Origin of the sequence: Pseudomonas sp. 6D_7.1_Bac1 (assembly GCF_025465945.1) — a bacterium.
Taxonomy (GTDB): Bacteria; Pseudomonadota; Gammaproteobacteria; order Pseudomonadales; family Pseudomonadaceae; genus Aquipseudomonas.
Genome location: NZ_JANLNW010000075.1, coordinates 41,051 through 63,330, shown reverse-complemented (window position 1 = coordinate 63,330; position 22,280 = coordinate 41,051). Strand labels below are relative to the sequence as shown.

Annotated in this window: 18 protein-coding genes; 9 read left to right on the top strand and 9 right to left on the bottom strand. The window is 60.8% G+C overall.

Annotated features, from left to right (window positions below):
* Positions 1–24 precede the first annotated feature (24 nt).
* From pepN to NTD87_RS22630, 9 genes are all read left to right on the top strand, one after another.
* Positions 25–2,682, top strand: a complete 2,658-nt coding sequence (gene pepN / locus NTD87_RS22670; RefSeq protein WP_262116432.1) for an aminopeptidase N — start codon at positions 25–27, stop codon at positions 2,680–2,682.
* Positions 2,683–3,266: 584 nt separating this feature from the next.
* A complete protein-coding gene (locus NTD87_RS22665; RefSeq protein WP_262116431.1) occupies positions 3,267–4,319 on the top strand; it encodes a WD40/YVTN/BNR-like repeat-containing protein in 1,053 nt (350 codons plus the stop codon).
* A gap of 23 nt (positions 4,320–4,342) precedes the next feature.
* Positions 4,343–6,718, top strand: coding sequence for an efflux RND transporter permease subunit (locus NTD87_RS22660; RefSeq protein ID WP_410017508.1), 2,376 nt, complete (start codon positions 4,343–4,345; stop codon positions 6,716–6,718).
* A gap of 220 nt (positions 6,719–6,938) precedes the next feature.
* Positions 6,939–7,229 carry a DUF5629 family protein gene (locus NTD87_RS22655; RefSeq protein WP_262116429.1) on the top strand — a complete coding sequence of 97 codons (291 nt, stop codon included), beginning with the start codon at positions 6,939–6,941 and terminating at the stop codon, positions 7,227–7,229.
* On the top strand, positions 7,222–8,397 hold the full coding sequence (locus NTD87_RS22650) for a lactonase family protein (protein ID WP_262116428.1): 1,176 nt from the start codon (positions 7,222–7,224) through the stop codon (positions 8,395–8,397). Before NTD87_RS22655 ends, NTD87_RS22650 begins: the two co-directional genes overlap by 8 nt.
* A 156-nt stretch (positions 8,398–8,553) precedes the next feature.
* Positions 8,554–8,733, top strand: a complete 180-nt coding sequence (locus NTD87_RS22645; RefSeq protein ID WP_262116427.1) for a hypothetical protein — start codon at positions 8,554–8,556, stop codon at positions 8,731–8,733.
* 211 nt (positions 8,734–8,944) lie between these two features.
* Positions 8,945–9,070, top strand: coding sequence for a hypothetical protein (locus NTD87_RS22640; protein WP_262116426.1), 126 nt, complete (start codon positions 8,945–8,947; stop codon positions 9,068–9,070).
* Positions 9,071–9,185: 115 nt separating this feature from the next.
* A complete protein-coding gene (locus tag NTD87_RS22635) occupies positions 9,186–9,398 on the top strand; it encodes a hypothetical protein (protein ID WP_262116425.1) in 213 nt (70 codons plus the stop codon).
* On the top strand, positions 9,395–9,652 hold the full coding sequence (locus tag NTD87_RS22630) for a hypothetical protein (protein ID WP_262116424.1): 258 nt from the start codon (positions 9,395–9,397) through the stop codon (positions 9,650–9,652). Before NTD87_RS22635 ends, NTD87_RS22630 begins: the two co-directional genes overlap by 4 nt.
* A gap of 31 nt (positions 9,653–9,683) precedes the next feature.
* Here NTD87_RS22630 and NTD87_RS22625 read toward each other — a convergent pair whose 3' ends face one another.
* The 9 genes from NTD87_RS22625 to NTD87_RS22585 all read right to left on the bottom strand — a co-directional run bounded on the left by NTD87_RS22625 (position 9,684) and on the right by NTD87_RS22585 (position 22,276).
* Complete coding sequence (locus NTD87_RS22625) at positions 9,684–10,796, bottom strand: CapA family protein (protein ID WP_262116423.1); 1,113 nt, start codon at positions 10,794–10,796, stop codon at positions 9,684–9,686.
* A 39-nt stretch (positions 10,797–10,835) separates the two neighbouring features.
* Complete coding sequence (locus tag NTD87_RS22620) at positions 10,836–11,441, bottom strand: glutathione S-transferase (RefSeq protein ID WP_262116422.1); 606 nt, start codon at positions 11,439–11,441, stop codon at positions 10,836–10,838.
* Complete coding sequence (locus tag NTD87_RS22615; protein ID WP_262116421.1) at positions 11,438–15,079, bottom strand: AAA family ATPase; 3,642 nt, start codon at positions 15,077–15,079, stop codon at positions 11,438–11,440. The genes NTD87_RS22620 and NTD87_RS22615 overlap by 4 nt, the downstream gene beginning before the upstream one ends.
* Positions 15,076–16,320, bottom strand: a complete 1,245-nt coding sequence (locus NTD87_RS22610) for an exonuclease SbcCD subunit D C-terminal domain-containing protein (RefSeq protein ID WP_262116420.1) — start codon at positions 16,318–16,320, stop codon at positions 15,076–15,078. The genes NTD87_RS22615 and NTD87_RS22610 overlap by 4 nt, the downstream gene beginning before the upstream one ends.
* Before the next feature lie 66 nt (positions 16,321–16,386).
* Positions 16,387–18,027, bottom strand: a complete 1,641-nt coding sequence (locus tag NTD87_RS22605) for a BatD family protein (RefSeq protein WP_262116419.1) — start codon at positions 18,025–18,027, stop codon at positions 16,387–16,389.
* On the bottom strand, positions 18,024–19,775 hold the full coding sequence (locus tag NTD87_RS22600; RefSeq protein WP_262116418.1) for a vWA domain-containing protein: 1,752 nt from the start codon (positions 19,773–19,775) through the stop codon (positions 18,024–18,026). Before NTD87_RS22600 ends, NTD87_RS22605 begins: the two co-directional genes overlap by 4 nt.
* A complete protein-coding gene (locus tag NTD87_RS22595) occupies positions 19,772–20,848 on the bottom strand; it encodes a vWA domain-containing protein (RefSeq protein WP_262116417.1) in 1,077 nt (358 codons plus the stop codon). The genes NTD87_RS22600 and NTD87_RS22595 overlap by 4 nt, the downstream gene beginning before the upstream one ends.
* Positions 20,841–21,335 (bottom strand): DUF4381 domain-containing protein, encoded by a 495-nt coding sequence (locus NTD87_RS22590; protein ID WP_262116416.1) that lies wholly within the window; start codon positions 21,333–21,335, stop codon positions 20,841–20,843. Before NTD87_RS22590 ends, NTD87_RS22595 begins: the two co-directional genes overlap by 8 nt.
* Positions 21,332–22,276 (bottom strand): DUF58 domain-containing protein, encoded by a 945-nt coding sequence (locus NTD87_RS22585; protein ID WP_262116415.1) that lies wholly within the window; start codon positions 22,274–22,276, stop codon positions 21,332–21,334. Before NTD87_RS22585 ends, NTD87_RS22590 begins: the two co-directional genes overlap by 4 nt.
* Positions 22,277–22,280: the final 4 nt, after the last annotated feature.

The window sequence follows — 22,280 nt, the reverse complement described above, 5'->3', positions numbered from 1 at the left end:
GTGCCCCAGTAAAAGGACTCCAGCATGCGCACCGAACAACCGAAGATGATTTACCTGAAAGACTATCAGGCGCCTGAGTACCTGATCGACGAGACGCACCTGACCTTCGAGTTGTTCGAGGACCACAGCCTGGTCCATGCGCAACTGGTGATGCGCCGCAATCCTGCTCGCGGCTCGGGCTTGCCGCCACTGGTGCTCGATGGCCAGCAGTTGGAACTGTTGTCGGTCAGCCTGGGCGACACCGAGCTTGCCGCCAGTGACTATCAGTTGACAGCAAACCACCTGACCCTGCACCCGACCACCACCAGCTTCACGGTCGACACCAGCGTGCGCATCCACCCGGAAACCAACACCGCACTGGAAGGCCTGTACAAGTCCAGCGGGATGTTCTGCACCCAGTGCGAGGCCGAAGGCTTCCGCAAGATCACTTATTACCTCGACCGCCCGGACGTGATGAGCAAGTTCACCACCACGGTCAGCGCCGAGCAGCACAGCTATCCGGTGCTGCTGTCCAACGGCAACCCGATTGCCGCAGGTCCGGGTGAAGACGGTCGGCACTGGGCGACCTGGGAAGACCCGTTCATGAAACCGGCCTACCTGTTCGCGCTGGTCGCCGGTGACCTGTGGTGCGTTGAAGACACCTTCACCACCATGACCCAGCGAAGCGTGGCGCTGCGTATTTACGTCGAGCCGGAAAACATCGACAAGTGCCAGCACGCCATGAACAGCCTGAAGAAATCCATGCGCTGGGACGAAGAAGTCTATGGTCGCGAGTACGACCTGGACATCTTCATGATCGTGGCGGTCAACGACTTCAACATGGGCGCCATGGAGAACAAGGGCCTCAACATCTTCAACTCCAGCTGCGTGCTGGCCCGTGCCGAAACCGCGACCGACGCCGCGCACCAGCGGGTCGAGGCGGTGGTTGCCCACGAATACTTCCACAACTGGTCGGGTAACCGCGTGACCTGCCGCGACTGGTTCCAGCTGTCGCTCAAGGAAGGTTTCACGGTGTTCCGTGACGCCGAATTCTCTGCTGACATGCACTCGCGCACCGTCAAGCGTATCGAGGACGTGGCGTACCTGCGCACTCACCAGTTCGCCGAAGACGCCGGCCCGATGGCTCATGCGGTGCGCCCGGATGCGTTTATCGAGATTTCCAACTTCTACACCTTGACCGTCTACGAGAAAGGTTCGGAAGTGGTGCGCATGATCCGCACGTTGCTCGGTGCCGAGGGTTTTCGCAAAGGCAGCGACCTGTATTTCGAGCGTCACGACGGCCAGGCCGTGACGTGCGATGACTTCATCAAGGCCATGGAAGACGCCAATGGCGTCGACCTGACCCAGTTCAAACGCTGGTACAGCCAGGCCGGTACACCGCGTCTGGTGGTGAGCGAGTCTTACGATAAGGCGGCAAAAACCTACAGCCTGACCTTCCGTCAGAGCTGCCCGGCGACCCCGGACAAGGTTGAAAAGCTGCCGTTCGTGATTCCGCTCGAACTGGGCCTGCTGGATAGCAAAGGCGCGGCGATTGCTCTGCGTCTGGCCGGTGAAGCGGCCGCTGCCGGTACATCCCGTGTGCTGTCGGTGACTGACGCCGAGCAGACCTTCACTTTTGTCGACATCGCTGAACAGCCGTTGCCGTCCTTGCTGCGCGGCTTCTCGGCGCCGGTGAAACTGAGCTTCCCGTACAATCGTGATCAGTTGATGTTCCTGATGCAACACGACAGCGATGGCTTCAACCGTTGGGAAGCTGGCCAGCAGTTGTCGGTGCAGGTGTTGCAGGAATTGATTGCTCAGCATCAGCAGGGCCAGGCGTTGGTGATGGATCAGCGTTTGATCAGCGCGTTGCGTAGCGTGTTGGCGGACGAGTCGCTGGATCAGGCCATGGTCGCCGAAATGCTCTCGCTGCCAAGCGAAGCCTATCTGACCGAAATCAGCGAAGTGGCTGACGTCGACGCGATCCACGCGGCCCGTGAGTTCGCCCGCAAGCAACTGGCGGACCACCTGTTCGACGCGTTGTGGCTGCGTTATCAGGCCAACCGCGAGTTGTCGAAGAAAACCCCTTACGTTGCTGAAGCCGAGCACTTCGCCCGTCGTAGTCTGCAAAACATCGCGTTGTCCTACCTGATGCTCAGTGGCAAGCCCGAAGTGCTGGCGTCGACCCTTGAGCAGTTCGATGCCTGCGACAACATGACAGAGCGCCTGACGTCGTTGGCGGTGTTGGTGAACTCATCGTTCGAGGCTGAGAAGGCCAAGGCGCTGGCCAGTTTTGCCGAGCACTTCAAGGCCAATCCGCTGGTCATGGACCAATGGTTCAGCGTTCAGGCCGGCAGCGGTTTGCCAGGTGGCTTGCAGCGGGTTCGTCAGTTGATGGAGCACCCGGCGTTCAACATCAAGAACCCGAACAAGGTGCGGGCGCTGGTCGGTGCGTTTGCCGGGCAGAACCTGATCAACTTCCACGCGGCCGACGGTTCGGGCTATCGCTTCCTCGCGGATCTGGTGATCGAGTTGAACGGCTTCAACCCGCAGATCGCTTCTCGCCAACTGGCGCCGCTGACGCGCTGGCGCAAATACGACAGCGCCCGTCAGGCGCTGATGAAAGCGGAACTTGAGCGCATTCGCGCTTCGGGCGAACTGTCCAGCGATGTGTTTGAAGTGGTCAGCAAAAGCCTCGCGTGACCCATCTCCGCTCCCACAGGTGTTCACCCGAACCCTGTGGGAGCGAGCCTGCTCGCGATGGCGGCCTGACAGCCGGCCAGTCTCTTGCGGGTGTACATATCCATTCCTGCGGTAACGGCGGCTTATGGTTCCGCTCTTACAGCGTGTCACTTTGGCAAACGCCGGAGTGCCGGCCCAGCCCAAAGTAACCAAAGGTCTCGCCCCAAGCGTACGGCACCTCGCTAGGGCTCGGCGTTCCCTCGCACCGGCCTCCCGAAGGGGCGGGTGAATCAAAAGCCAGATCAAGATCAAGATCAAAAGCCAAAGCTCAAACCTCTGTCTCGGAAATTTCAGCAGGCTTGCTGATTCACATCATCCCATCGAATGCCTGTCTATTCAGCCGCACCTGTTATCCCTCCAGTTAACAAAACATAACGTGGCGTCGATTGTCAGACCTTTCGAAAGCTGGATAGGATAGGTCAGCTTCCGAAGGGGCTCTAGATTGCAGGTTTCAGCACAACGCGCTGAACCCGTCATCAGACGCACGCCCCAAACGGCGCCCTGAAAGGTTGAACGACCTAACAATAATAATGGGGGAAAGGTCTATGAGTGAGCCTGTCATGGGTGTGGGTTTTTGCCGCCCGCCGGCGTTACGCAGATTCGCGTTGCTGGCTACAGCGCTCTCGCTGTTGGGGTCTGCCGTGCTGTCGGCACCCGTTCTGGCCGCAGATGCGCCAGTGTCCAATACGGTCTATTCCATTGAATCCGCCAAGTCCGCCAAGGGCCTGATGCTCGATATCGCGCACGCAGGCAAACGTCTGGTGGCGGTTGGCGACCGTGGTCACATTCTCTATTCCGACGACCAGGGGCAGACCTGGACCCAGGCCAAAGTGCCGAGCCGGCAACTGCTGACCGCAGTGTATTTCGTCGATGATAAGCACGGCTGGGCCGTCGGCCATGACGCGCAGATCCTTGCCAGCGAAGACGGCGGTGTGACCTGGATCAAACAATTTGAAGACTTGAAACGCGAAGCGCCGCTGCTGGCTGTCTGGTTCAAGGACGTCAACACAGGTTTTGCCGTGGGCGCTTATGGCGCTCTGCTGGAAACCACCGACGGCGGCAAGCACTGGGATGACGTCGGCGATCGCCTCGATAACCCGGATCAGTATCACCTCAACGCCATCGCGGCGGTCAAGGATTCCGGGCTGTTCATCGTGGGCGAGCAGGGCAGCATGTTCCGTTCCCCCGACTGGGGCCAGACCTGGGAACGCCTTAAAGGACCGTACCAGGGTTCGCTGTTCGGGGTGATCGGCACGGCCAAACCGGCCACATTGCTGGCCTATGGTCTTCGCGGCAACCTGTTCCGTTCCACTGATTTTGGCAGCACCTGGGCGCCGGTCGAGCTCAAGGCTGCGCGCGGTGCGCTGGAGTTCGGCCTGTCCGGTGCGACCTTGCTCGACGACGGCACCCTCGTGATCGTCGGCAACGGCGGCAGTGTGGTACGCAGCAGCGATGACGGCGTGACCTTCAGCGTATTCAACCGTCCCGACCGCATTTCCGTTTCGGCAGTCACGGCGGCGGGCAATGGCAACCTGATTCTGGTAGGACAGGGCGGCGTTCGCGCTACTTCGCCAATCGGCGCCGAGCTGGGCAAATAATGAGAGGCGCAGATATGACATCCATGAGCAGTCATCATCAGGACAAGGCGACGTTTCTCGAGCGCCTGATTTTCAACAACCGCCCGGCAGTGATCGTCATCTGCCTGCTGGTCAGCATTTTCCTGTTCTGGCAGGCGACGCTGATCCGGCCGTCCACCAGTTTCGAAAAAATGATCCCGCTCAAACATCCTTTCATTGAAAAGATGATGGAGCATCGCAACGACCTGGCCAACCTCGGCAATACCGTGCGTATTTCCGTGGAAGCCACCAATGGCGACATCTTCTCCAAGGAGTACATGGAGACCCTGCGCCAGATCAACGACGAGGTGTTCTACATCTCTGGTGTTGACCGTTCCGGCCTGAAGTCGCTGTGGAGTCCGAGCGTACGCTGGACCGAAGTGACCGAGGAAGGTTTTGCCGGCGGCGAAGTAATCCCGCAGAGCTACAACGGCTCGGCCGACAGCCTTGAGCTGCTGCGCAACAACGTGCTCAAGTCCGGTCAGGTGGGGCGATTGGTGTCTAACGACTTCAAGTCGAGCATCGTCGATATTCCGCTGCTGGAGTCCTACCCGGACCCGCAGGACCAGGGCAAGCTGCTGGCGCTGGACTACCAGAAGTTCTCCCACGAACTTGAACAGAAGATTCGCGACAAGTTCGAAAAACAGAACCCCAACATACAGATCCACATCGTCGGTTTCGCCAAGAAGGTCGGTGACCTGATCGACGGCCTGATCATGGTGGTGATGTTCTTCGGCGTGGCGTTCATCATCACCTTGATCCTGTTGCTGTGGTTCACCAATTGCCTGCGCAGCACCGTGGCGGTGTTGAGTACCACCCTGGTGGCGGTGGTCTGGCAGCTCGGGCTGATGCATGCCTTCGGTTTTGGTCTGGACCCGTACTCGATGCTGGTGCCGTTCCTGATCTTCGCCATCGGTATTTCCCACGGCGTGCAGAAGATCAACGGCATTGCCTTGCAGTCCAGCGAGGCGGACAACGCCTTGACCGCCGCCCGGCGCACGTTCCGTCAGCTGTTTCTGCCGGGGATGATTGCGATCCTCGCGGATGCGGTGGGCTTCATTACCTTGCTGATCATCGATATCGGGGTGATTCGCGAGCTGGCCATCGGCGCGTCCATCGGCGTCGCGGTGATCGTATTCACTAACCTGATTCTGCTGCCAGTAGCGATTTCCTACGTCGGCATCAGCAAGCGCGCCGTTGAGCGCAGCAAGAAAGACGCAACCCGCGAGCACCCGTTCTGGCGCCTGCTGTCGAACTTCGCCAGTTCGAAGGTCGCACCGGTCTCGATCCTCCTGGCGCTGGTCGCCTTCGGTGGCGGTCTGTGGTACAGCCAGAACCTGAAAATCGGCGACCTTGACCAAGGTGCGCCAGAGCTGCGTCCGGATTCGCGCTACAACCAGGACAACAGCTTCATCATCAATAACTACTCCACCAGTTCCGATGTTTTGGTGGTGATGGTCAAGACCAAGGCGGAAGGCTGCTCGCGTTACGAAGCCATGGCGCCGATCGACGAACTGATGTGGAAGATGCAGAACACCGAGGGCGTGCAGTCGGCGATTTCCCTGGTGACTGTCTCCAAGCAGATGATCAAGGGCATGAACGAGGGCAACCTGAAGTGGGAAACCCTGTCGCGTAACCCGGACGTGCTGAACAACTCCATCGCCCGTGCCGATGGCCTGTACAACAACAGCTGCTCCCTGGCACCGGTGCTGGTGTTCCTCAACGACCACAAGGCCGAAACCCTCGACCGTGCGGTGCATGCGGTGCAGGACTTCGCCAGGGAAAACAACAAGGACGGTCTGGAGTTCATCCTGGCCGCCGGTAACGCCGGGATCGAAGCGGCCACCAACGAGGTGATCAAGGAATCGGAACTGACCATTCTGGTCCTGGTGTACATCTGCGTGGCCACCATGTGCATGATCACCTTCCGTTCCTGGGCGGCGACCTTGTGCATCGTGCTGCCGCTGGTACTGACCTCGGTACTGGGCAATGCGCTGATGGCGTTCATGGGCATCGGTGTGAAAGTCGCGACCTTGCCGGTGGTGGCGCTCGGGGTGGGGATTGGCGTGGACTACGGCATCTACATCTACAGCCGTCTGGAAAGTTTCCTGCGTGCGGGTCTGCCGTTACAAGAGGCGTATTACCAGACCCTGAAGTCCACCGGTAAAGCGGTACTGTTCACCGGTCTGTGCCTGGCCATCGGCGTGTGCACCTGGATCTTCTCGGCGATCAAGTTCCAGGCCGACATGGGCCTGATGCTGACCTTCATGCTGCTCTGGAACATGTTTGGCGCACTGTGGCTGTTGCCGGCGCTGGCACGTTTCCTGATCAAACCGGAAAAACTGGCCGGGCAGAAGGGCAACTCGTTGTTTGCTCACTGATCGAGGCCGAAAATAACAAAGCCGCAACCTTCGGGTTGCGGCTTTTTTATTTCTCGAATTTCACACCCCCCCCTGTGGGAGCGAGCCTGCTCGCGATTGCGGTCTACCAGTCGACATTTCCATTGCCTGACACACCGCGATCGCAAGCAGGCTCGCTCCCACAGGGTTTGCGGCAACAATGCGCTATCATTGCTGTTTTCCCCTGAAAGACATGATTGCCATGACTGCCGAAACCCTTCTCAACGCCCTCGAACACTGCGCCATGGTCGAAATCGACGGCTTGCACGCCTTCGAATTCTCTCTCGACGAAGACGACAATCTGCACATCGAATGCATGGACGGCCGAGCGGCCAAGCATTGGGAATTCACCCCGGCTCAGGTTGAGGCTGCGACCTTCGATCAAGGCCTGCAGAGCTGGCTGATCGTCGGCGATTCCGGTGAGCATCGTCTGGTTTGCCTGGACGCGTTCGGCGGTAGCGACGACACAGACGAAACCACTGAAGATGCGTAAATTCTGGCCACTGTTGATGGCCGCAAGCGTTGGCGCGATGGGGGTGCAGGCTGCACCCGCCGACATCCATGAGTTATTGATCGGCACCTACACCCAGGGCCAGAGCCAGAGCCAGGGAATCTACCGACTCCAGTTCGACAGCCAAAGCGGTCAGCTCGATGCCACACCCTTACAAGTGGTCAAGAGCGCCAACCCGTCGTGGTTGACGCTTTCCAGCGACCAGCGTCGACTGTTTGTGGTCAACGAAAACGGTCCAGGGCAAGCCGATCCGGTCGGGCGCGTCACGAGCTTCGCGGTCGAGCCGAAAACCCACGCGTTGAGCCTGATCAGTCAGGTGCAGAGCCTGGGCAACGAGCCGACCCATTCCAGTCTGAGCGCTGACGGCAAGTACCTGTTTGTCAGTAATTATTCAGTGGCCGAAGATCCAGGTGGCAGCCTGGCGGTATTGCCGGTCAACGCCGAAGGCAAGCTGGAATCCGTGGTGCAACTGAGCAGCCATCCGTCGAGCCGGGTCAATCCCGAGCGGCAGATGTCGGCTCACGTTCATTCGACGGTGTCCTCGCCGGACGGCCAGTTCGTGTTCAGCAATGACCTGGGCGCCGACAGGATTTTTGTCTATCGCTATGACCCCAAGGCCAATCCGCAACGGCCGCTGACCGCCGCCACGCCGGCGTCGGTCCAGCTGCCACCCGGCAGCGGGCCACGGCATTTGTTGTTCGGTCGCGATGGCAAGCACGCTTACCTGACCCTGGAAATGAGTGCGCAAGTCGCGGTGTTCGATTACCAGGCCGGCAAGTTGACCCAGCGCCAGATAGTCGACCTGGCGGCTGGCCAGCCTCAGGCGCAGAAAGCTGCCGCTGCGCTGCATGCTTCAGCGGATGGCAAGTTTCTCTATGTCAGCAACCGTGGCACCGCTAACGAGTTGCTGGTGTTCGCCATCGACCCGGTCAACGGTGAGCTCAAGGCGCTGCAGCGGCGCTCGGTGGAAGGCGATCACCCGCGTGAGTTCAGCCTCGACCCGAGCGGCAAATTTGTGCTGATCGCCAACCAGAAGAGCAACCAGATCGTCATCATCGAGCGTGATGTGCAGAGCGGTTTGTTGGGCAAAACCGTGCAAAAACTGCCGTTCGATGCCCCCAGCGATATCAGGTTTTTCGTGCGTCAATAAGCCGCAGGCCCCGTGCGCTGGGGCCTGTGCGGTTCTATTAATCGGAGTGATATCCGCTACTGCTACAAAAGATTTCAAGAGCGCCAACCCTCGGGCGTAAGTTTGCTTCACGGTCTACACCGGCAAAAGCCAACTGAATCTACGAGGGTTACCGCCATGAACTTCAATCTCTTCTCCGTTATCGCCGCTTCCGCCATCTCTGCCAGCGTTGTTCTGCCAGCCAGTGCCAACGTTGAGATCAGCTCGAAAAAATCCGGCACTCAGGCCTACACCCAGAAATACCTGCAACAGAGCGCCAACTTCTATGCCGCGCTGGATCACAAGATCCAACACTGAGATTCAAGCCCTGCCGACTTTATGCAGGAGCGAAGTCACTTGATCGAATCGGCGATCTAATCGCTGTAAAGACAAGAGTGATGTCGCTCCTGCATTAAGCAATTGCGACACCGCACCCTGGTCAGCACAAATACCTCGTGTAATATCACATGGCCATGTGTTTAAATTTGACGCTAATTTATTGACTCAATCTTTTCCAAGGATCGACGACATGGCGATGCGTCTGGCTGTGGTTCTGCTGTTTCTCTATTCCACTCCGATTCTCTCGGCTGCCCAGCCAGTCGATGGCGAGCCTGAAGCCTCGCGCGAGCGCTTGATGAGCCTGTTGCAGGAATGAATGACGTCGGATTATCGATCAATAAAGCTGATAGCTACTATGCATAAAGGTCGCTATTAATAGCCGGTTATTTGATTGATTCTGTGGGCACTGAAACATGCCCACGGAGAATCCCATGGCCAGCGCAATCCTTTCCTCTGCCAAACACGGTGCTTACGTTGCCATCGGTTTATACGTGGCCATGGTGCTCGTGGTCAGCCTCTCGACTCAGTCGCAACACGTCGTTGAAGCGCCGATCCAGGTCGCTTATCCCGCCATCCAGTTTGAGCATCGCGCGCAGAGCATCAGCGTTGAACACTCAGACGTTTTGGGAGCAGTGGGAGCATGAAAGGGCGCAAACTCATGGTCGTTGCCTTCCTGGCATTCATGACCAACGGATCTTCACTGCTCGGTATCGGCCAAGGCTCGGCGGGTTCGCTGGCACGGTCCATCGAGTGCAATCACAACATTGCGCACAATATCCAGACCGCCACGGCGCTGAGGTTGCTGGCGGGTAATCCGCCCGCCAAACCCAAAGCGGCGTTTTTCGGGCCGTTTCAGGTCGATTGCTCGGCGCTGCAAATGTGCAGTGTGTTGGCCTAGGAGCGGTTACTTTAGTGGTGTCCAGACGCTCCTACCAACGTAACTCGAAGGCATTGTTCGCGCCCGGCAGGATGCTGCTGCCCATGCGTGCGCACTCGCGAGAAAGGGTGTCGTGCAGCCATTGACGGTCATCCCCTTCGGCGCGACAGATGCGAAAGCGACGCAGGCGGGTGGGTATCAGCTCCAGCGACTGCAGGTGCCCGCCCGAGTCCAGCGAGGCAAAGTATAAAAGCCCCAGGTCGCCGCGAAAGGCAGTGTGGTCCGCGATGCCTTCGTAATCGTTCAGGAGATCACCGCAGCCATAGAGAATCAGGCGTTGGCGGTACACCTCGATGCCCTTGACGTGGTGCGAGGAGTGCCCGTGCACCACGTCAACTCCGGCCTCGTCGATCAAGGCATGGGCGAACCGGACCTGCTCGCGCGGGATATCGAACCCCCAGTTGCCGCCCCAGTGAATGGAGGCGACCACCCGATCCCCCGGGTTTTTGCTCTCGAGAATCCGTTTGGCCACAGGGCGCAGGCTTTGCATCGACAGATCCTCCAGCCGCGCGACACCCGCGCGCCGATCCGTGGCGGCCCAGTCCGATGGAATGCCGCTGTCGGGTGCTCCGAGTCCAAACACCAGCAAGCGCCGCCCACCAGGCTGCGGCAGCACGGCGGGTGCTTCGGCAGATTGCCGGTTGCGCCCGGCGCCGGCGCTGCACAAACCGTTGCTCGATACGGTATCTAGCGTATCGGCCAGGCCGGCGGCCCCCCAGTCCAGCACATGGTTGTTGGCCAGCACGCAGCAGTCGATGCCGGCTGCGCAGATGGCCGGGAAGTTCTCCGGGCTCATGCGGTAATTGATGCCCTTTGGTTCCGGTCGTCCGCGGCGGGTCACCGCAGTTTCCAGATTGATGATGCGTGCGTGTGGCTGGCGACATTCGAACTCATCCAGCGCAGCGCCCCAGACATAGGTGAAATCGACCGGGCGGGAAATCGAGCCATTGAGTCTTTCTGCCAGCCGGACGTAATCGCCGGCATTCTTGACGTACGCTTCGTAAAGCCGCGGATCGCCAGGATGCGGCAGTACCGCGTCGATGCCGCGGGCGGTCATGACGTCGCCGGCGAGAAACAGTTTCAGCGTATCGGTAACAGCTGCCATGGCAACCCTCCCGGATATCGCGAAAAATGAGAACAACCCCTAGTGTTTGGCCATCACCGCGCTAAACAATGCTGACTCCAGAATACTCTGCAACCATGCCTGAAGATGCCGATAAGGCGTCTGCGCAAACCAGTCGCGGTCGACATGGGCAAACTGGCGTATGAACGGCGCCAGGGCGATGTCCGCCAGGCTCAAATGATCCTCCACCAAAAACGCCTGCTGTTGCAGCAACTCATCGAGTTTGCGCAAAAACACTTCGCCTTCTGCGCGGTAATGCTCCATGGGATGTTCCGGGTAGCGCTCAGCGTATTTGTAGCAATTGAGGTGCAGCTTGAACACCTGATCGTTTTCTTCGATCAGCGCCGCGCCACGTTGCTGCGCCACAGGATCGTCCTTCAGCAGCCAGTCCTGCGGGTCGTTCTGTTCCAGCGCCCATTGCATGATCTCCAGGCTTTCCTCAATCACCCGACCCTCAAGGCTCAGCACCGGCACGGTGCCTTTGCTCGACAGCGCGAGCATCTCCGGCGGCTTGGCCTTGAGGCTGACCTCGACAATGTCCAGTGGCACGGCGCTGTAGCGCAGTGCCATGCGTGCGCGCATGGCGTAGGGGCAGCGCCGGAAGGAGTAGAGCGTCGGTGTGCTCATTTGACCTCCAGCGTGCTCAGGCCATTGCCCTGGCGGCGAACCTGGATTTGCACGGGGATTCGCTCGTGCATTTCCTGCACGTGGGAGATCACCCCGACTTTGCGCCCTTGCGCCTGCAACCCGTCGAGGGCGTCCATCGCCAATTGCAATGACTCTGGATCAAGGCTGCCGAAGCCTTCATCGATAAACAGCGATTCGATTTTCAGCGTGCTCGACGCCATCGAGGCCAGGCCCAGCGCCAGTGCCAGCGACACCAGGAAGGTCTCACCGCCCGACAGCGAATGCACCGAACGCAGTTCGTCGCCCATTTCGGTGTCCATCACCAGCAGACCGAGCATGCTGCCACCACGTTTGAGCCGGTAGCGGCGTACCAGTTGACGCAATTGGGCGTTGGCGTGATGCACCAGTAAGTCGAGATTGTAGGCCTGGGCGATCTTGCGGAAGGTGTCGCCGGTGGCGGAGCCAATCAAGGCATTGAGCCGCGCCCAGCGTTGCCACTCGTTGTAGGCATCGCTAATGCGTTGTGCCAGCGCCTGATTGGCATCCTGGCGGCGTTGATCTTCGGCTTGTTGTGCACGCAATTCGGCGCAGAGATGTTCGCTGATGCCGGACTGGTTCTGCAGCTCGCTGAGCGCGGTGACCAGCTGTTCGGCGTCAAGGTTGCCGTTGTGTTGCGCCTGATGACTGTGCAAGCGTTGTTCGCGCTCATGCAGCAGCACCTTGGCTTGCTCGATGGCTTTTTCGCTGAGCTGGAGTTGTTGGCGCAACTGACTGACCTGTTCGTCGCTGAACGCCAGCAACTGCTCCAGACCGCCCTCGTCCAGCTCCGGATGCAGGGCGCGCCATTCGGCAATCTTGCCGCTCAGTTCATGACTTTCCGCTTCCAGCGCGTGCTGGCGTTGCTGCTCGGACTTGAGCTCGGCGGTCAACTGAATCTGCTGGCTGCGGACCTCTTGCAGTTGCTGATTGGCCGTCGTTTCAGCCTGCCGGGCCTGTTCTACTGCCTGATCCAGTTGCTGTTGCCACTGCTCGGCACTCGGTTGCTCACCCAGTAGCCCGGCCAGTTTCTGTTGGGCGGCTTGCTGTTGATCGGCCAGCGCGGTGAATTGCTGCTGCGCGGCTTCAAGCTGCTGCACGCGGGTCAGCTGCCGGTCCTGCTCCTTTTCCAGCGTTTGCTGGCGCTGCTGTTGCTCGCTGAGTTCTTCGCGTTGCAGCTCCAGGTGTGCCAGGCGCTGGGTGACCTGTTGATCAAGCTGGATGAAGGTCGCGGCGGGCTCGTTGCGTAAACCGTCCAGGGTCGCGGCCGGGAGCAGGGCGCTGAACGCTGCGAGTTCTTCTTCCAGACGCTGGCTGTCGTTGCTCAATTCGCGTTGCTGGATCGCCAGTTGCTGGGCCGCCTGTTGACTGGCCTGATCGGCGGCTTGCAGCTGTTGCTGAAGACGGGCGGCGTCTTGCTGCAAGGTGAGCAGGGCACTTTGTCGCTGTTCGTCCTGAGCGATGCTCTGATTCAACTGAACGCTTTGCTGATTCAACCAGGCGTCACGTTTGCCGGCGTCTTGCGCCAGCAACTGGGCGGCCAGTGGGTGAGCCTCAAGGCTCGGTGTCAGGCTCTGCTGCTGGGTCGCCAGTTGTTCCTGTTGTTGCAGCAGTTCTTTTTGCTGAGCAATCAACCCGCCAACGTCGGTGCGCAGGTCTGCGAGCTTTTCCTTCAGGACATCGACCGCTTTTTGAGCATTGGCCTGTTCGTTTTCATCGTGACGGCCAAGGCTTTGCAGCAACGCTTCAGGCTGGTGATAAGGATGCTCGACGCTGCCGCAGACCGGGCAAGGCTGGTCGTCCTGCAACTGCCCGCGCAACTCTTCGACGCTGGCACTGCGTGCCAGACGCTGGCGCTCCAGCAGTTCCTGGGTGACCTTCAGGGTTTGTTCGGCGACGGTCAGCTCGGCCTTGGCCTGGACGCCTTCGCGGGTCAGGCGATCGCGCTCTGTCTGGGCGGTCTGCAGGCGTTGCTGCAGTTCCTGCACATGCTTGTCCAACGCCTGCTGACTGGCCCACAACCGCGCCAGTTCTTCGATGGCACGTTGCTGTTTGCGATTGTCTTGCAGCAGGCTGGCGATGATCTGGATTTGTTCGGCAACGGCTTGCGGCTCGGCGCCGGCTTCGTTGTAGAGCAGCTCCAGGCTGTTGCGTTGCGTGCTGAGCTGGGAGGCGGTATCGGCCGCCCTTTGCTCCAGTTCGAGCAGTTCGGTCTGGCCCTTTTTCAGCCGATTGCCCACCAGCATCAGTTGCTGCAAGCGCTCGCGGTAGACGCTCCAGGCGTCACTGACCGGTGCCAGTTGAATGCTCTGTTCCAGTTGCGTTGCAATCGTTGCCAGACGTTCGGCAACCCGGTGTTGCTGCTCGAGCATACGGGCGATGGCTTGCTGGCCGTCAGTGCTGGCTTGCTCGGCGCTCTGCTTGAGGTCGGCCGAGGTGCCGATGGCCTGGGTCAGCCGAGCAAGGTTGCTCTGTTCTTCGAAAGCCTGACGCAGCAGCGGGGCGTTGCTGCTGTGTTGGTGTTGGGCCTGGGTCAGCGCGGCTTTGGCGGATTCCAGGCTGGTTTCGAGTTGCACCTGACGGTGTTGCAGCTCGCTTTGCTGTTGATGGTGTTGCTGGATCAGCGCGGCCAACGGACTCAGTTGTGCGCTCAGCTCGGTTTGCCGGGCAAATTGATGACGCTGCGGTGCCAGTTGTTCCAGGCGTGCCAGGTTCAGCCGTTCGCTAGCCTGGACGTCCCACGACTGTTGGGCCTGTTGCAGCTGTTCTGCGGCCGCCAGTTGCTGATCCTGCAACTGGTGCAGTTCCTTGAGCCAGGTGTTCTGCAGCTCAAGCTGCTTGAGCTGTGCCTGTTGGATTTTGAGTTGTTGCTGGGCGTCGTTGTAGCGCTGATCGAGTTCGGCGCGGGCCTCGGGCTCAAGAGGCGTTACGCCGCTGGCCTGATCCTGCAGCAGCTTGTGGGCTTCGCGGGTTTCTTTGCTTTTGTCGAAAGCGCGTTTGCCCAGGCGTGTGTAGAGCGCCGTGTCGGTGAGTTTTTCCAGCAGTTCGCTGCGATCGTTGTCATCGGCCTTGAGGAACGCACTGAACTCGCTTTGGGCCAGCATCACCGCACGGGTGAACTGTTCGAAGTTCAGGCCCAGCACGGCTTCAAGCTGAGTCTTGTACTCGCTTTTCTGACTGGCCAGTAGCTGATCGGTGTCGAGGTCGCGCAGGCTTTGGCGGCTGGCTTGCAGCTTGCCGTTGGCTTTTTCACGGGCGCGATTGGCTTCCCAGCGCGCGCGGTAACGACGGCCGTCGATACCAACGAAATCGACCTCGGCGAAACCGTCACCGGTACCGCGTCGCAGCAGGGTCCGAGGGTCGCCGGTGGCAATCTCGCCATCCGCGTCTGGAACTTTGGCGTCACGCCCGGTGTTGTTGAGGCGTGGCACCGCGCCAAACAGCGCCAGGCACAGCGCATCGAGCAAGGTGCTTTTGCCGGCGCCGGTCGGCCCGGTAATTGCGAACAAGCCCGCACTGGCCAAGGGTTCAGCGGTGAAGTCGATTTCAAAGGGGCCCGCCAGTGAGGCGAGGTTTTTCAGGCGGATCGCGAGAATTTTCATGGCTGTTCGCTCTCCTGCTGAACGTCTTGCAGCAGCAGCGCAAAGTCCTTGAGGGTCTGTTCGTCGACCGCGCTGCCATAACTGTCGAGCCAGGCGCGGCTGAACAATTCCTGTGGGGTGAGTTGATCCAGTTCGATCAACTGGCCGCTGTCGTCAGCACCGTCTCGACCGCCGGAACCTGCATATTCGGCGGCGATCCGCACCAGCCGCACGGCTTTGCCTTGCAGGGCGGTTTCGATCTGTTGGCGCAGGTCCGGCTGCGGTTCGTCGAGGCGCACGCGGACTTCGAGCCACGGTTGGCGCTGGAGGTCGGCCAGCAGATCGATGTTCGGCAGGTCCGCCAGTTGGCTCAGGATGTCGCTGAGCGGAGCAGGGCCCAGGCGTTGCAGGTTGACCGCGCGCGGGATCAACCGCGGTTCGACGCTGAGCAGCGTCTCGCCGTCGAGCGTAATGTCGAGAATCTGATGTTGATAGCTGATCTCGGAAAACGACAACGGGATCGGCGAGCCGCTGTAGCGAATGCGCTCCTCGCCGTTGACCTTCTGCGGTTTGTGCAAATGGCCCAGGGCAACGTAGCTGATGCTCGGGCCGAACAGGCTGGCGGGCAGGGCCTCGGCGTTGCCGATGATCAGGCTGCGCTCGGAGTCCTCGGACACCGAACCACCGGCCATGTGGGCGTGGCTGATGGCAATCAGTGCCTGACCGGGTTTGCGCTTGGCGTTGGCCGCTTCAATCAGCCATTCATGCACCTGGCCGATGCCGCGCAGGTAGTTGTCGCCCAAGTGGGCGCCGGTGACTTCGGCAGGGCGCAGAAACGGCAGCGCCAGGCACCAGCCAGCGATTTCACCCGATGCATCGGGCAGTGGAATCAGCAGGCGTTCTGCGTCCAGCTGTCCATCGTCGAGCCACAACACCCGACCCAGCGCATGAGTGCGCAAACGGCGCATCAGCGGCGCGGGCAATTCAATCCGCGAGCCGGAGTCGTGGTTGCCGGCAATCATCACGATGGTCAGCGCCGGCTGTTGCTCGTGCGCACTGACGATGAAGTCGTAGAGACGTTCCTGGGCTTTGACCGGCGGGTTGACCGTGTCGAAGATGTCGCCGGCGATCAGCAGCACATCGGGCTTTTCCAGCCCTAATTGACGTAGCAGCCAGTCAAGGAAACAGCCGTGTTCGAAGTCGCGTTCCTGGCCATGCAGGTTCTGCCCAAGGTGCCAGTCGGAGGTGTGAAACAGACGCAAGGCAAACTCCGCTAAAAACTGAATATGACAAAAAAAGGACCCGTTGATTGGGTTTGGGTCGAACGATTACTTGGGATAAAGCGGCGGCAAACCACTGTCGCCCGCCGCGTCATGGACCCGTTCGGCGATCGGGATGGCGCGGATCGCGCGCCACAGGTCTTCGCCTTGCCAGGACTGCCCGGTTTCGCTGTAGAGCGCGCCGTTCAATCCGTCCAGCGCGTCGGACAGCGGCACGAAACGGGCGGCCATGTCGGCCAGGGTTTCCGGCTGTTGGCGAGCCCAGGCGTCGAGTGCCTGGCGGGTGGCTTGAGGGTCGTTGGCCTGGCTGGCACGCTTGAGGTCGTCAAGCAGGGTGCGCGGGCTCGGGCCGGTTTGCGCGGTGCGTAGAAGCGCTGGCTGCCAGCGTGCACGCCACCACAGGCCGAAGCCGATCAGGGTGGTGCAGGCCAGCATCAAGGTGCTGAGTTTCCAGTACCAGAGTTCTTCGTTGTTGGCCGCTACCGTGGCCGGCGAGTTACCGGCCGGGGTGTCGGCCGCCAGGCTCGGGTTGTTGACCACGTGCAGGGTGCGAGCCGGCAGGCTGCTGCGCTCCAGATGATCGCCAAGGGTGTTCCACCAGGTCACTTCCACGGGTGGCAACTCGATTTGCCCGGTACGGGTCGGCACCAGTGCTTCACGGTCTTCACGGCTGCCCATCAGCCCCCGTTCGCTGTTCTGATTGCTCAGTTGCGGTTGGTCGGGATAACGGCGCAAGCCGTTGGCGTCAGTGATGGGCAGGGGCGGCAGTTGTGAGCTGGCCAGACCTTCGGCTTTGAGGGTCAGGCTACGGGTCAGGGAGTCGCCGACCTGAATCCGGTCCGGCTCCGGGTTCCAGCTTTCACTGAGGCTCAGGCTACGCGCGGGTAGCCAGGGAATGTCGGCCGGGTAGTCGGCCGGTTTGGCCTTGACCGTCAGGGTCATTTCGGTGGAACTCACGCGCATCAGCTTGCCCTGTTTCGGACCTTGGGGCGCGGGTGCCTGTGTGGGTTGCGTGTCCACCAATGTGGCGCTGAACACCTGCGCGGGGATCGTCAACACGCCGCTGTGTTGCGGGTAGATCGCATAGCGCAGCTCGATCACGCCGTGGCGCAGACCATTGATGACCTTCTCGTACGTGCGTGACTCGCCAAGTTGTTCGATGCGCGCGTCAGGGATTTGCAGCGGCGAGACGTTGCTGTCGTCATACAGCGACACCGAGTGATAGATGCGCAAGGTCAACATGGCCTGGGCCTGTACGTACACGGTGTCCTGATCGAGACTGGCCTCGATGAACACGGGCGCCAATGTATTCGAGCTGTCCTGGTTTTCGCTTTCAAGCACTTGCAGGCTGATGGGCTGGCTTTTGTAATCACCGAGTTGCAATGGCGGGATGACGATCGTGCCGTTCTGCCGGGGCAGCAGGGTGATAATCCAGCGGGTGGTGGCGTGGTTGTCACCGCCCAGGCTTGTAAGCTGGTTGACCTGGCGGGTGCCGCGCACTTCGAACAACGGATCGAGTGCGCTCAGGTCCGGTTTGCCGAACTGCGTGACATCGCTGGATTCGAGGGTCAGCTCGATTGTCTCGCCGGAGTTCACGCGGCTGCGATCGACGCTGGCAACCAACCCTTCAGCCTGGGCGCCAAGGGTCCAGAGCAACAGGGTGAGCAATAGGGCGGTGAAGCGGGTCATCGAATTTTTCCCTGATCCTGATGTTGTTGCTGTTCGTACCAGAATTTACGTCTAAGCAGTTCGCCCGGCTCATCCGGGATCTTGCGCAGCCATTGCTCCAGGGCCTGGCGGCGCTCACCGTCGAAGTTGGCTTCGGCGCTGCGCAGCGGCGGCGTGGTGCGTTGTTCGTCACCCAACTCACTGCCCGGCACTTCATTATTGCCCGGTTGTGGCGGGCTGTCGGTCTGGCTTTCGTTGTTGGCTTCGTTGCGCGATGGCGCGGTTTGCGTGTCGGTCTTCTGCTCGTCGCTGGTCGAGGGCTGTGTTGCCGCGCCCTGCGGTGCGGTTTGCTGAGTCTGCGGGTTCTCTTCGTCGTCGGCTTTTTCCGGCTCACCGGGCGGCGTGGGGGCTTTCTGCTTGATCAACGCTTCTACCAGCGCTTTGTTGGTCAGCGCCGGGCGTAAATCAGGTTGCAGCTCAAGGGCTTGTTCATAGGCATCGATGGCGGCTTCCAGTTCACCGCTTTTCGCCAGGGCGTTGCCGCGATTGTAGTGCGCGCGGGCGTCGTTGCCTTCGGCGAAGCGCTCGGCGGCAGCGGTGTACTCACCGGCCTCATAGAGCGCAACGCCTTGCCACTGCGGGTTCTGAAAATGTGTTGCCGCCTCGGCGGGCTGGTGCTGCTTGAGCAACTGCTGACCCTGTTGGTCCGGGCGCAGCCAAAGATCGTTGAACTCGAAGGCGTAACTCGGTTGCGGCAGCATGAACAGCAGCGGCAGGCAGAGCAGCCAGCCTCGACGTGCCGCGCAGGCCGTCAGCAACAACAGTGGCAGCAACAGCCAGTAGCCCTGATCGGCCCAGGTATCCAGGCGCAGGGTCTGGCCATCGCTACGCAATCTATGCGGGCTGTCGAGCAGCCCGAGGTCGCGCAGGTCGCTGTCGTCCAGTTGCGCTTGTCGGTAGCGTCCATCCATTTCGCTGGCAAAGGTCTTCAGGCTCGGCCCGTCGAGACGCGGCACGAGAATCCCTCCCTGTGTGTCCTTGAGGAAACTGCCGTGTTGGTCAGTGACGGGGGCCCCTTGCGGGGTGCCGATGCCGAGCATCAACCACTGCGGTGCCTGATCGCCAAGGGCCTGACGAATGCCCTGGCGTTCCTGTTCACTGAGGGACGAGCCGATCAGCAAAATCCGCCCTTGGCCGAGGGCGCCGCGGTTGAGCAGCGTCAGCGCCCTGGTCACGGCCAGATCGGCGCGATGACCGGCCTGAGGCATGATCGACGGTTTGAGCGCTTCCAGCAGATTGCGGCTGGTGGCCAGGTCGTCCGACAGCGGCACCAGGGTGTGTGCGCTGCCGGCATAGACCACGATGGCCGTTTGCGCGTCGCTGCGTGCTTGCAGTAAGTCGAACAGCTTGCGTCGGGCCTGCTCAAGGCGATTGGGCAGCACGTCGGTGGCGAGCATTTCCGGGGTCAGCTCAAGGAGTACCACCAACGGGTCGGCGGGTTTCTGTGCGGATTGTTCAACCCGTTCCCAGCCAGGACCCAGCAGGGCCAATACCGCCAGAACCCAGGCCAGGCCCAGGGCAATCCACGGCACCTTGCTTTCACGCCCGTTGCCACCGCTGAGCAAGGTGGCATGGAAGGCCGGCGGCAGGATCATCTGCCAGCGCCCGGCGCGTTTTTGCCGGTGCCAGAGTTGCCACAGCAACCAGCCCAATAGCGGCAACAACAGCAGCCACCAGGGGCGGAACCAATGCGGCCAGAGCGCGATCATCGGCGCCTCCGCAGACGCAGGCGTTTAAGCCGCTGGCGCCAGTCAGGGTGCTGTTGCAGAAAATTCGACCGGGTGAAAAAGCGTTGCAGCGGGTTGTCTGGCCAGCGCTCGCGGATCACCAGCAGTATGCTCATCAGCAACGCGGCGGCCAGCGGCCAGCTGTACAGCGCTTGCGCCGGGCGGGCCTGGGTCGGTTGTTGGGTCACCGGCTCCAGTTGATCGAGGGTTTGCTTGATCGACAGCAATTCCTTGCCATCACGCGCGCGGAAGTAGCGCCCACCTGTCGCCTCGGCGATGGCTTTCAAGGCAGGTTCATCGAGGTCCATGGTCGGGTTGCCGGCCAGAAACGCCAGAGGACCGCCTTGCTCCGGATCGGCACCAATGCCGATTGGATAGATCTTTACACCTTCCTCGGCGGCCAGTCGTGCGGCGGTCAGCGGGTCGATTTCACCGCCATTGTTGGCGCCGTCGGTGACCAGAATCAGTACGCGGCTTTGGGCCGGGCGTTGACGCAAGCGTTTCAGGGCCAGGCCGATAGCGTCGCCAATGGCGGTGTTCTTGCCGGCGATGCCGATCCGCGCTTCATCGAGCCAGATACGCACGGTGTGCCGGTCGAAGGTCAGCGGTGCTTGCAGATACGCCTGGCTGCCGAACAGGATCAGGCCGACGCGATCACCCTCGCGCTTTTCGAGGAAGTCCCCCAGCAAAAGTTTGACCATCGTCAGGCGGCTGACGTCTTCGTCCTGCCACTGCATGTCGGGGAAATCCATGGAGCCTGACACATCAACGGCCACCAGCAGATCGCGCCCACTGGCGGCAATCGGCAGTGGTTCGCCAAGCCATTGCGGGCGTGCGGCGGCAATCAACAGCAGCAGCCAGAGCAGAATGAACGGCGCTTGCTGGCGCCAGGCCGGCAGGTTGGCGCGGGCGCGACGTCGGGCCAGGTTTTCAAGGTCGCTCAGAAAGCTGACCTTGAGCGCCGGCTCGCCACTGTCGGCGGCCGGCAGCACGATTCGCATCAGCCACGGCAGCGGCAGCAGGGCGAAGATCCACGGCCAGGCGAACTCAAACATGCTTGCGAATCCAGGTGTCGACGGCTTGAGTCAGACCGGCAATGGCCTTGTCGTCGAGTTTACATTCCGGTTTGTACGCGCCTTCAACCAGGATCATCCAGCGGGTCAGGCCGGCAGCCGGGCAACGGTTGTCGAGAAACGCCAGCCATTTGCGGCCATTGAGGGTGTGGCTCTGGCTGTAGGGGTAATGGTTGCGGCACAGGCGCTTGAGCAGCCCGTTGAGTTGCTGCAACCAGGCGCCGGCCGGCGCGCCGTCATACGGCTTGGGCATTTGCGCCAGTTCCGCCAGCGCCGCCAGGCGCACCGGGTCCAGCGGCTGTTCGGCGCGCACGGTGGTGCGCTTGACCGGAATAAAACGGCGCAACTGCCACAGGCCGAAACCGATCAATGGCAGCAGTACCAGCAGCAGCCACCAGCCCGGCGCTGGCGGCCAGAAATCAATGGGTGGCGGGGTCATGAGCGGTTGCAGTTGATCGAGGCTGCTCATTGGCTTTTACCCGGACGTTGTGGGTTCAGGTATTCACGCAGTTGTTCGACCATCTCGCTTTGCGTGTTCAGGGGCATCAGCAGTACGCGCAGTTTCTGCGCCAATAATTCCCAGCGGGCGATGCGTGCTTCAGCCTGGGCGCGATAGCTTTGGCGCAGGTCGAAGTTCAGTGTGTCGAGTTCCAGTTGTGCGCCACGCTGGGCGAAACGCAGTAAACCGGCAGCGGGCAGGGCATGGTCCAGAGCGTCAGAGAGCGGCAGCAACAACAAATCGCAGTGCCGCGAAAGCAGGCTCAGTTGTTGCTCGGCGCCCTCGGACAAGGCGCGCTCGTCACAGATCACGATCACCAGGCTCCCAGGGCGCAACACTTCGCGAGCACGGCGCAGGGCCATGCCCAGGTCATCGCGATCCGGTTCGCTTTCGGTGGTGAGGGTCTGGTTGACGCGCACCAAACGGTTGAGCAATTGCAGCAGGCTTTGCTTGCTGCGCCGTGGTTTGATTTCGTAGTGCTCGTTGTCACCGTAGACCAGCCCGCCAACGCGGTCGTTATGCCCCAGTGCGGCCCAGCCAATAAGGCTTGCGGCTTGCGCGGCCAACACCGATTTGAACATCAGCCCCGAGCCGAAAAACAAGCGGCGACTTTGCTCGACCATGATGAAAATCGGCCGCTCGCGCTCTTCGTGAAACAGCTTGGTGTGCGGCTCCTGAGTGCGTGCGGTGACGCGCCAGTCAATGGTCCGCACATCGTCACCGGCCTGATAGACCCGCACTTGATCGAAGTCCACGCCGCGACCGCGCAGCTTGGAGTGGTGCAAGCCAATCAGCGGGCTGCGCTGGCTCGGTGTGGAAAACAACTGCACTTCGCGCACGCGATGGCGCATCTGGATCAACTCGGAGAGGCTGACGCGGATACCCGGTTCGGGCGCAAGCGGCGTGCTCATGAGG

What these genes read in the sequence shown, in the direction of transcription:
- NTD87_RS22650 (WP_262116428.1), top strand. Translation starts at nt 7,222, where the DNA reads ATGCGTAAATTCTGGCCACTGTTGATGGCCGCAAGCGTTGGCGCGATG.
- NTD87_RS22640 (WP_262116426.1), top strand. Translation starts at nt 8,945, where the DNA reads ATGGCGATGCGTCTGGCTGTGGTTCTGCTGTTTCTCTATTCCACTCCG.
- NTD87_RS22625 (WP_262116423.1), bottom strand. Translation starts at nt 10,796, where the DNA reads ATGGCAGCTGTTACCGATACGCTGAAACTGTTTCTCGCCGGCGACGTC.
- NTD87_RS22600 (WP_262116418.1), bottom strand. Translation starts at nt 19,775, where the DNA reads ATGATCGCGCTCTGGCCGCATTGGTTCCGCCCCTGGTGGCTGCTGTTG.
- NTD87_RS22660 (WP_410017508.1), top strand. Translation starts at nt 4,343, where the DNA reads ATGAGCAGTCATCATCAGGACAAGGCGACGTTTCTCGAGCGCCTGATT.
- NTD87_RS22585 (WP_262116415.1), bottom strand. Translation starts at nt 22,276, where the DNA reads ATGAGCACGCCGCTTGCGCCCGAACCGGGTATCCGCGTCAGCCTCTCC.
- NTD87_RS22630 (WP_262116424.1), top strand. Translation starts at nt 9,395, where the DNA reads ATGAAAGGGCGCAAACTCATGGTCGTTGCCTTCCTGGCATTCATGACC.
- NTD87_RS22655 (WP_262116429.1), top strand. Translation starts at nt 6,939, where the DNA reads ATGACTGCCGAAACCCTTCTCAACGCCCTCGAACACTGCGCCATGGTC.
- NTD87_RS22620 (WP_262116422.1), bottom strand. Translation starts at nt 11,441, where the DNA reads ATGAGCACACCGACGCTCTACTCCTTCCGGCGCTGCCCCTACGCCATG.
- pepN (WP_262116432.1), top strand. Translation starts at nt 25, where the DNA reads ATGCGCACCGAACAACCGAAGATGATTTACCTGAAAGACTATCAGGCG.
- NTD87_RS22590 (WP_262116416.1), bottom strand. Translation starts at nt 21,335, where the DNA reads ATGAGCAGCCTCGATCAACTGCAACCGCTCATGACCCCGCCACCCATT.
- NTD87_RS22605 (WP_262116419.1), bottom strand. Translation starts at nt 18,027, where the DNA reads ATGACCCGCTTCACCGCCCTATTGCTCACCCTGTTGCTCTGGACCCTT.
- NTD87_RS22615 (WP_262116421.1), bottom strand. Translation starts at nt 15,079, where the DNA reads ATGAAAATTCTCGCGATCCGCCTGAAAAACCTCGCCTCACTGGCGGGC.
- NTD87_RS22645 (WP_262116427.1), top strand. Translation starts at nt 8,554, where the DNA reads ATGAACTTCAATCTCTTCTCCGTTATCGCCGCTTCCGCCATCTCTGCC.
- NTD87_RS22635 (WP_262116425.1), top strand. Translation starts at nt 9,186, where the DNA reads ATGGCCAGCGCAATCCTTTCCTCTGCCAAACACGGTGCTTACGTTGCC.
- NTD87_RS22595 (WP_262116417.1), bottom strand. Translation starts at nt 20,848, where the DNA reads ATGTTTGAGTTCGCCTGGCCGTGGATCTTCGCCCTGCTGCCGCTGCCG.
- NTD87_RS22665 (WP_262116431.1), top strand. Translation starts at nt 3,267, where the DNA reads ATGAGTGAGCCTGTCATGGGTGTGGGTTTTTGCCGCCCGCCGGCGTTA.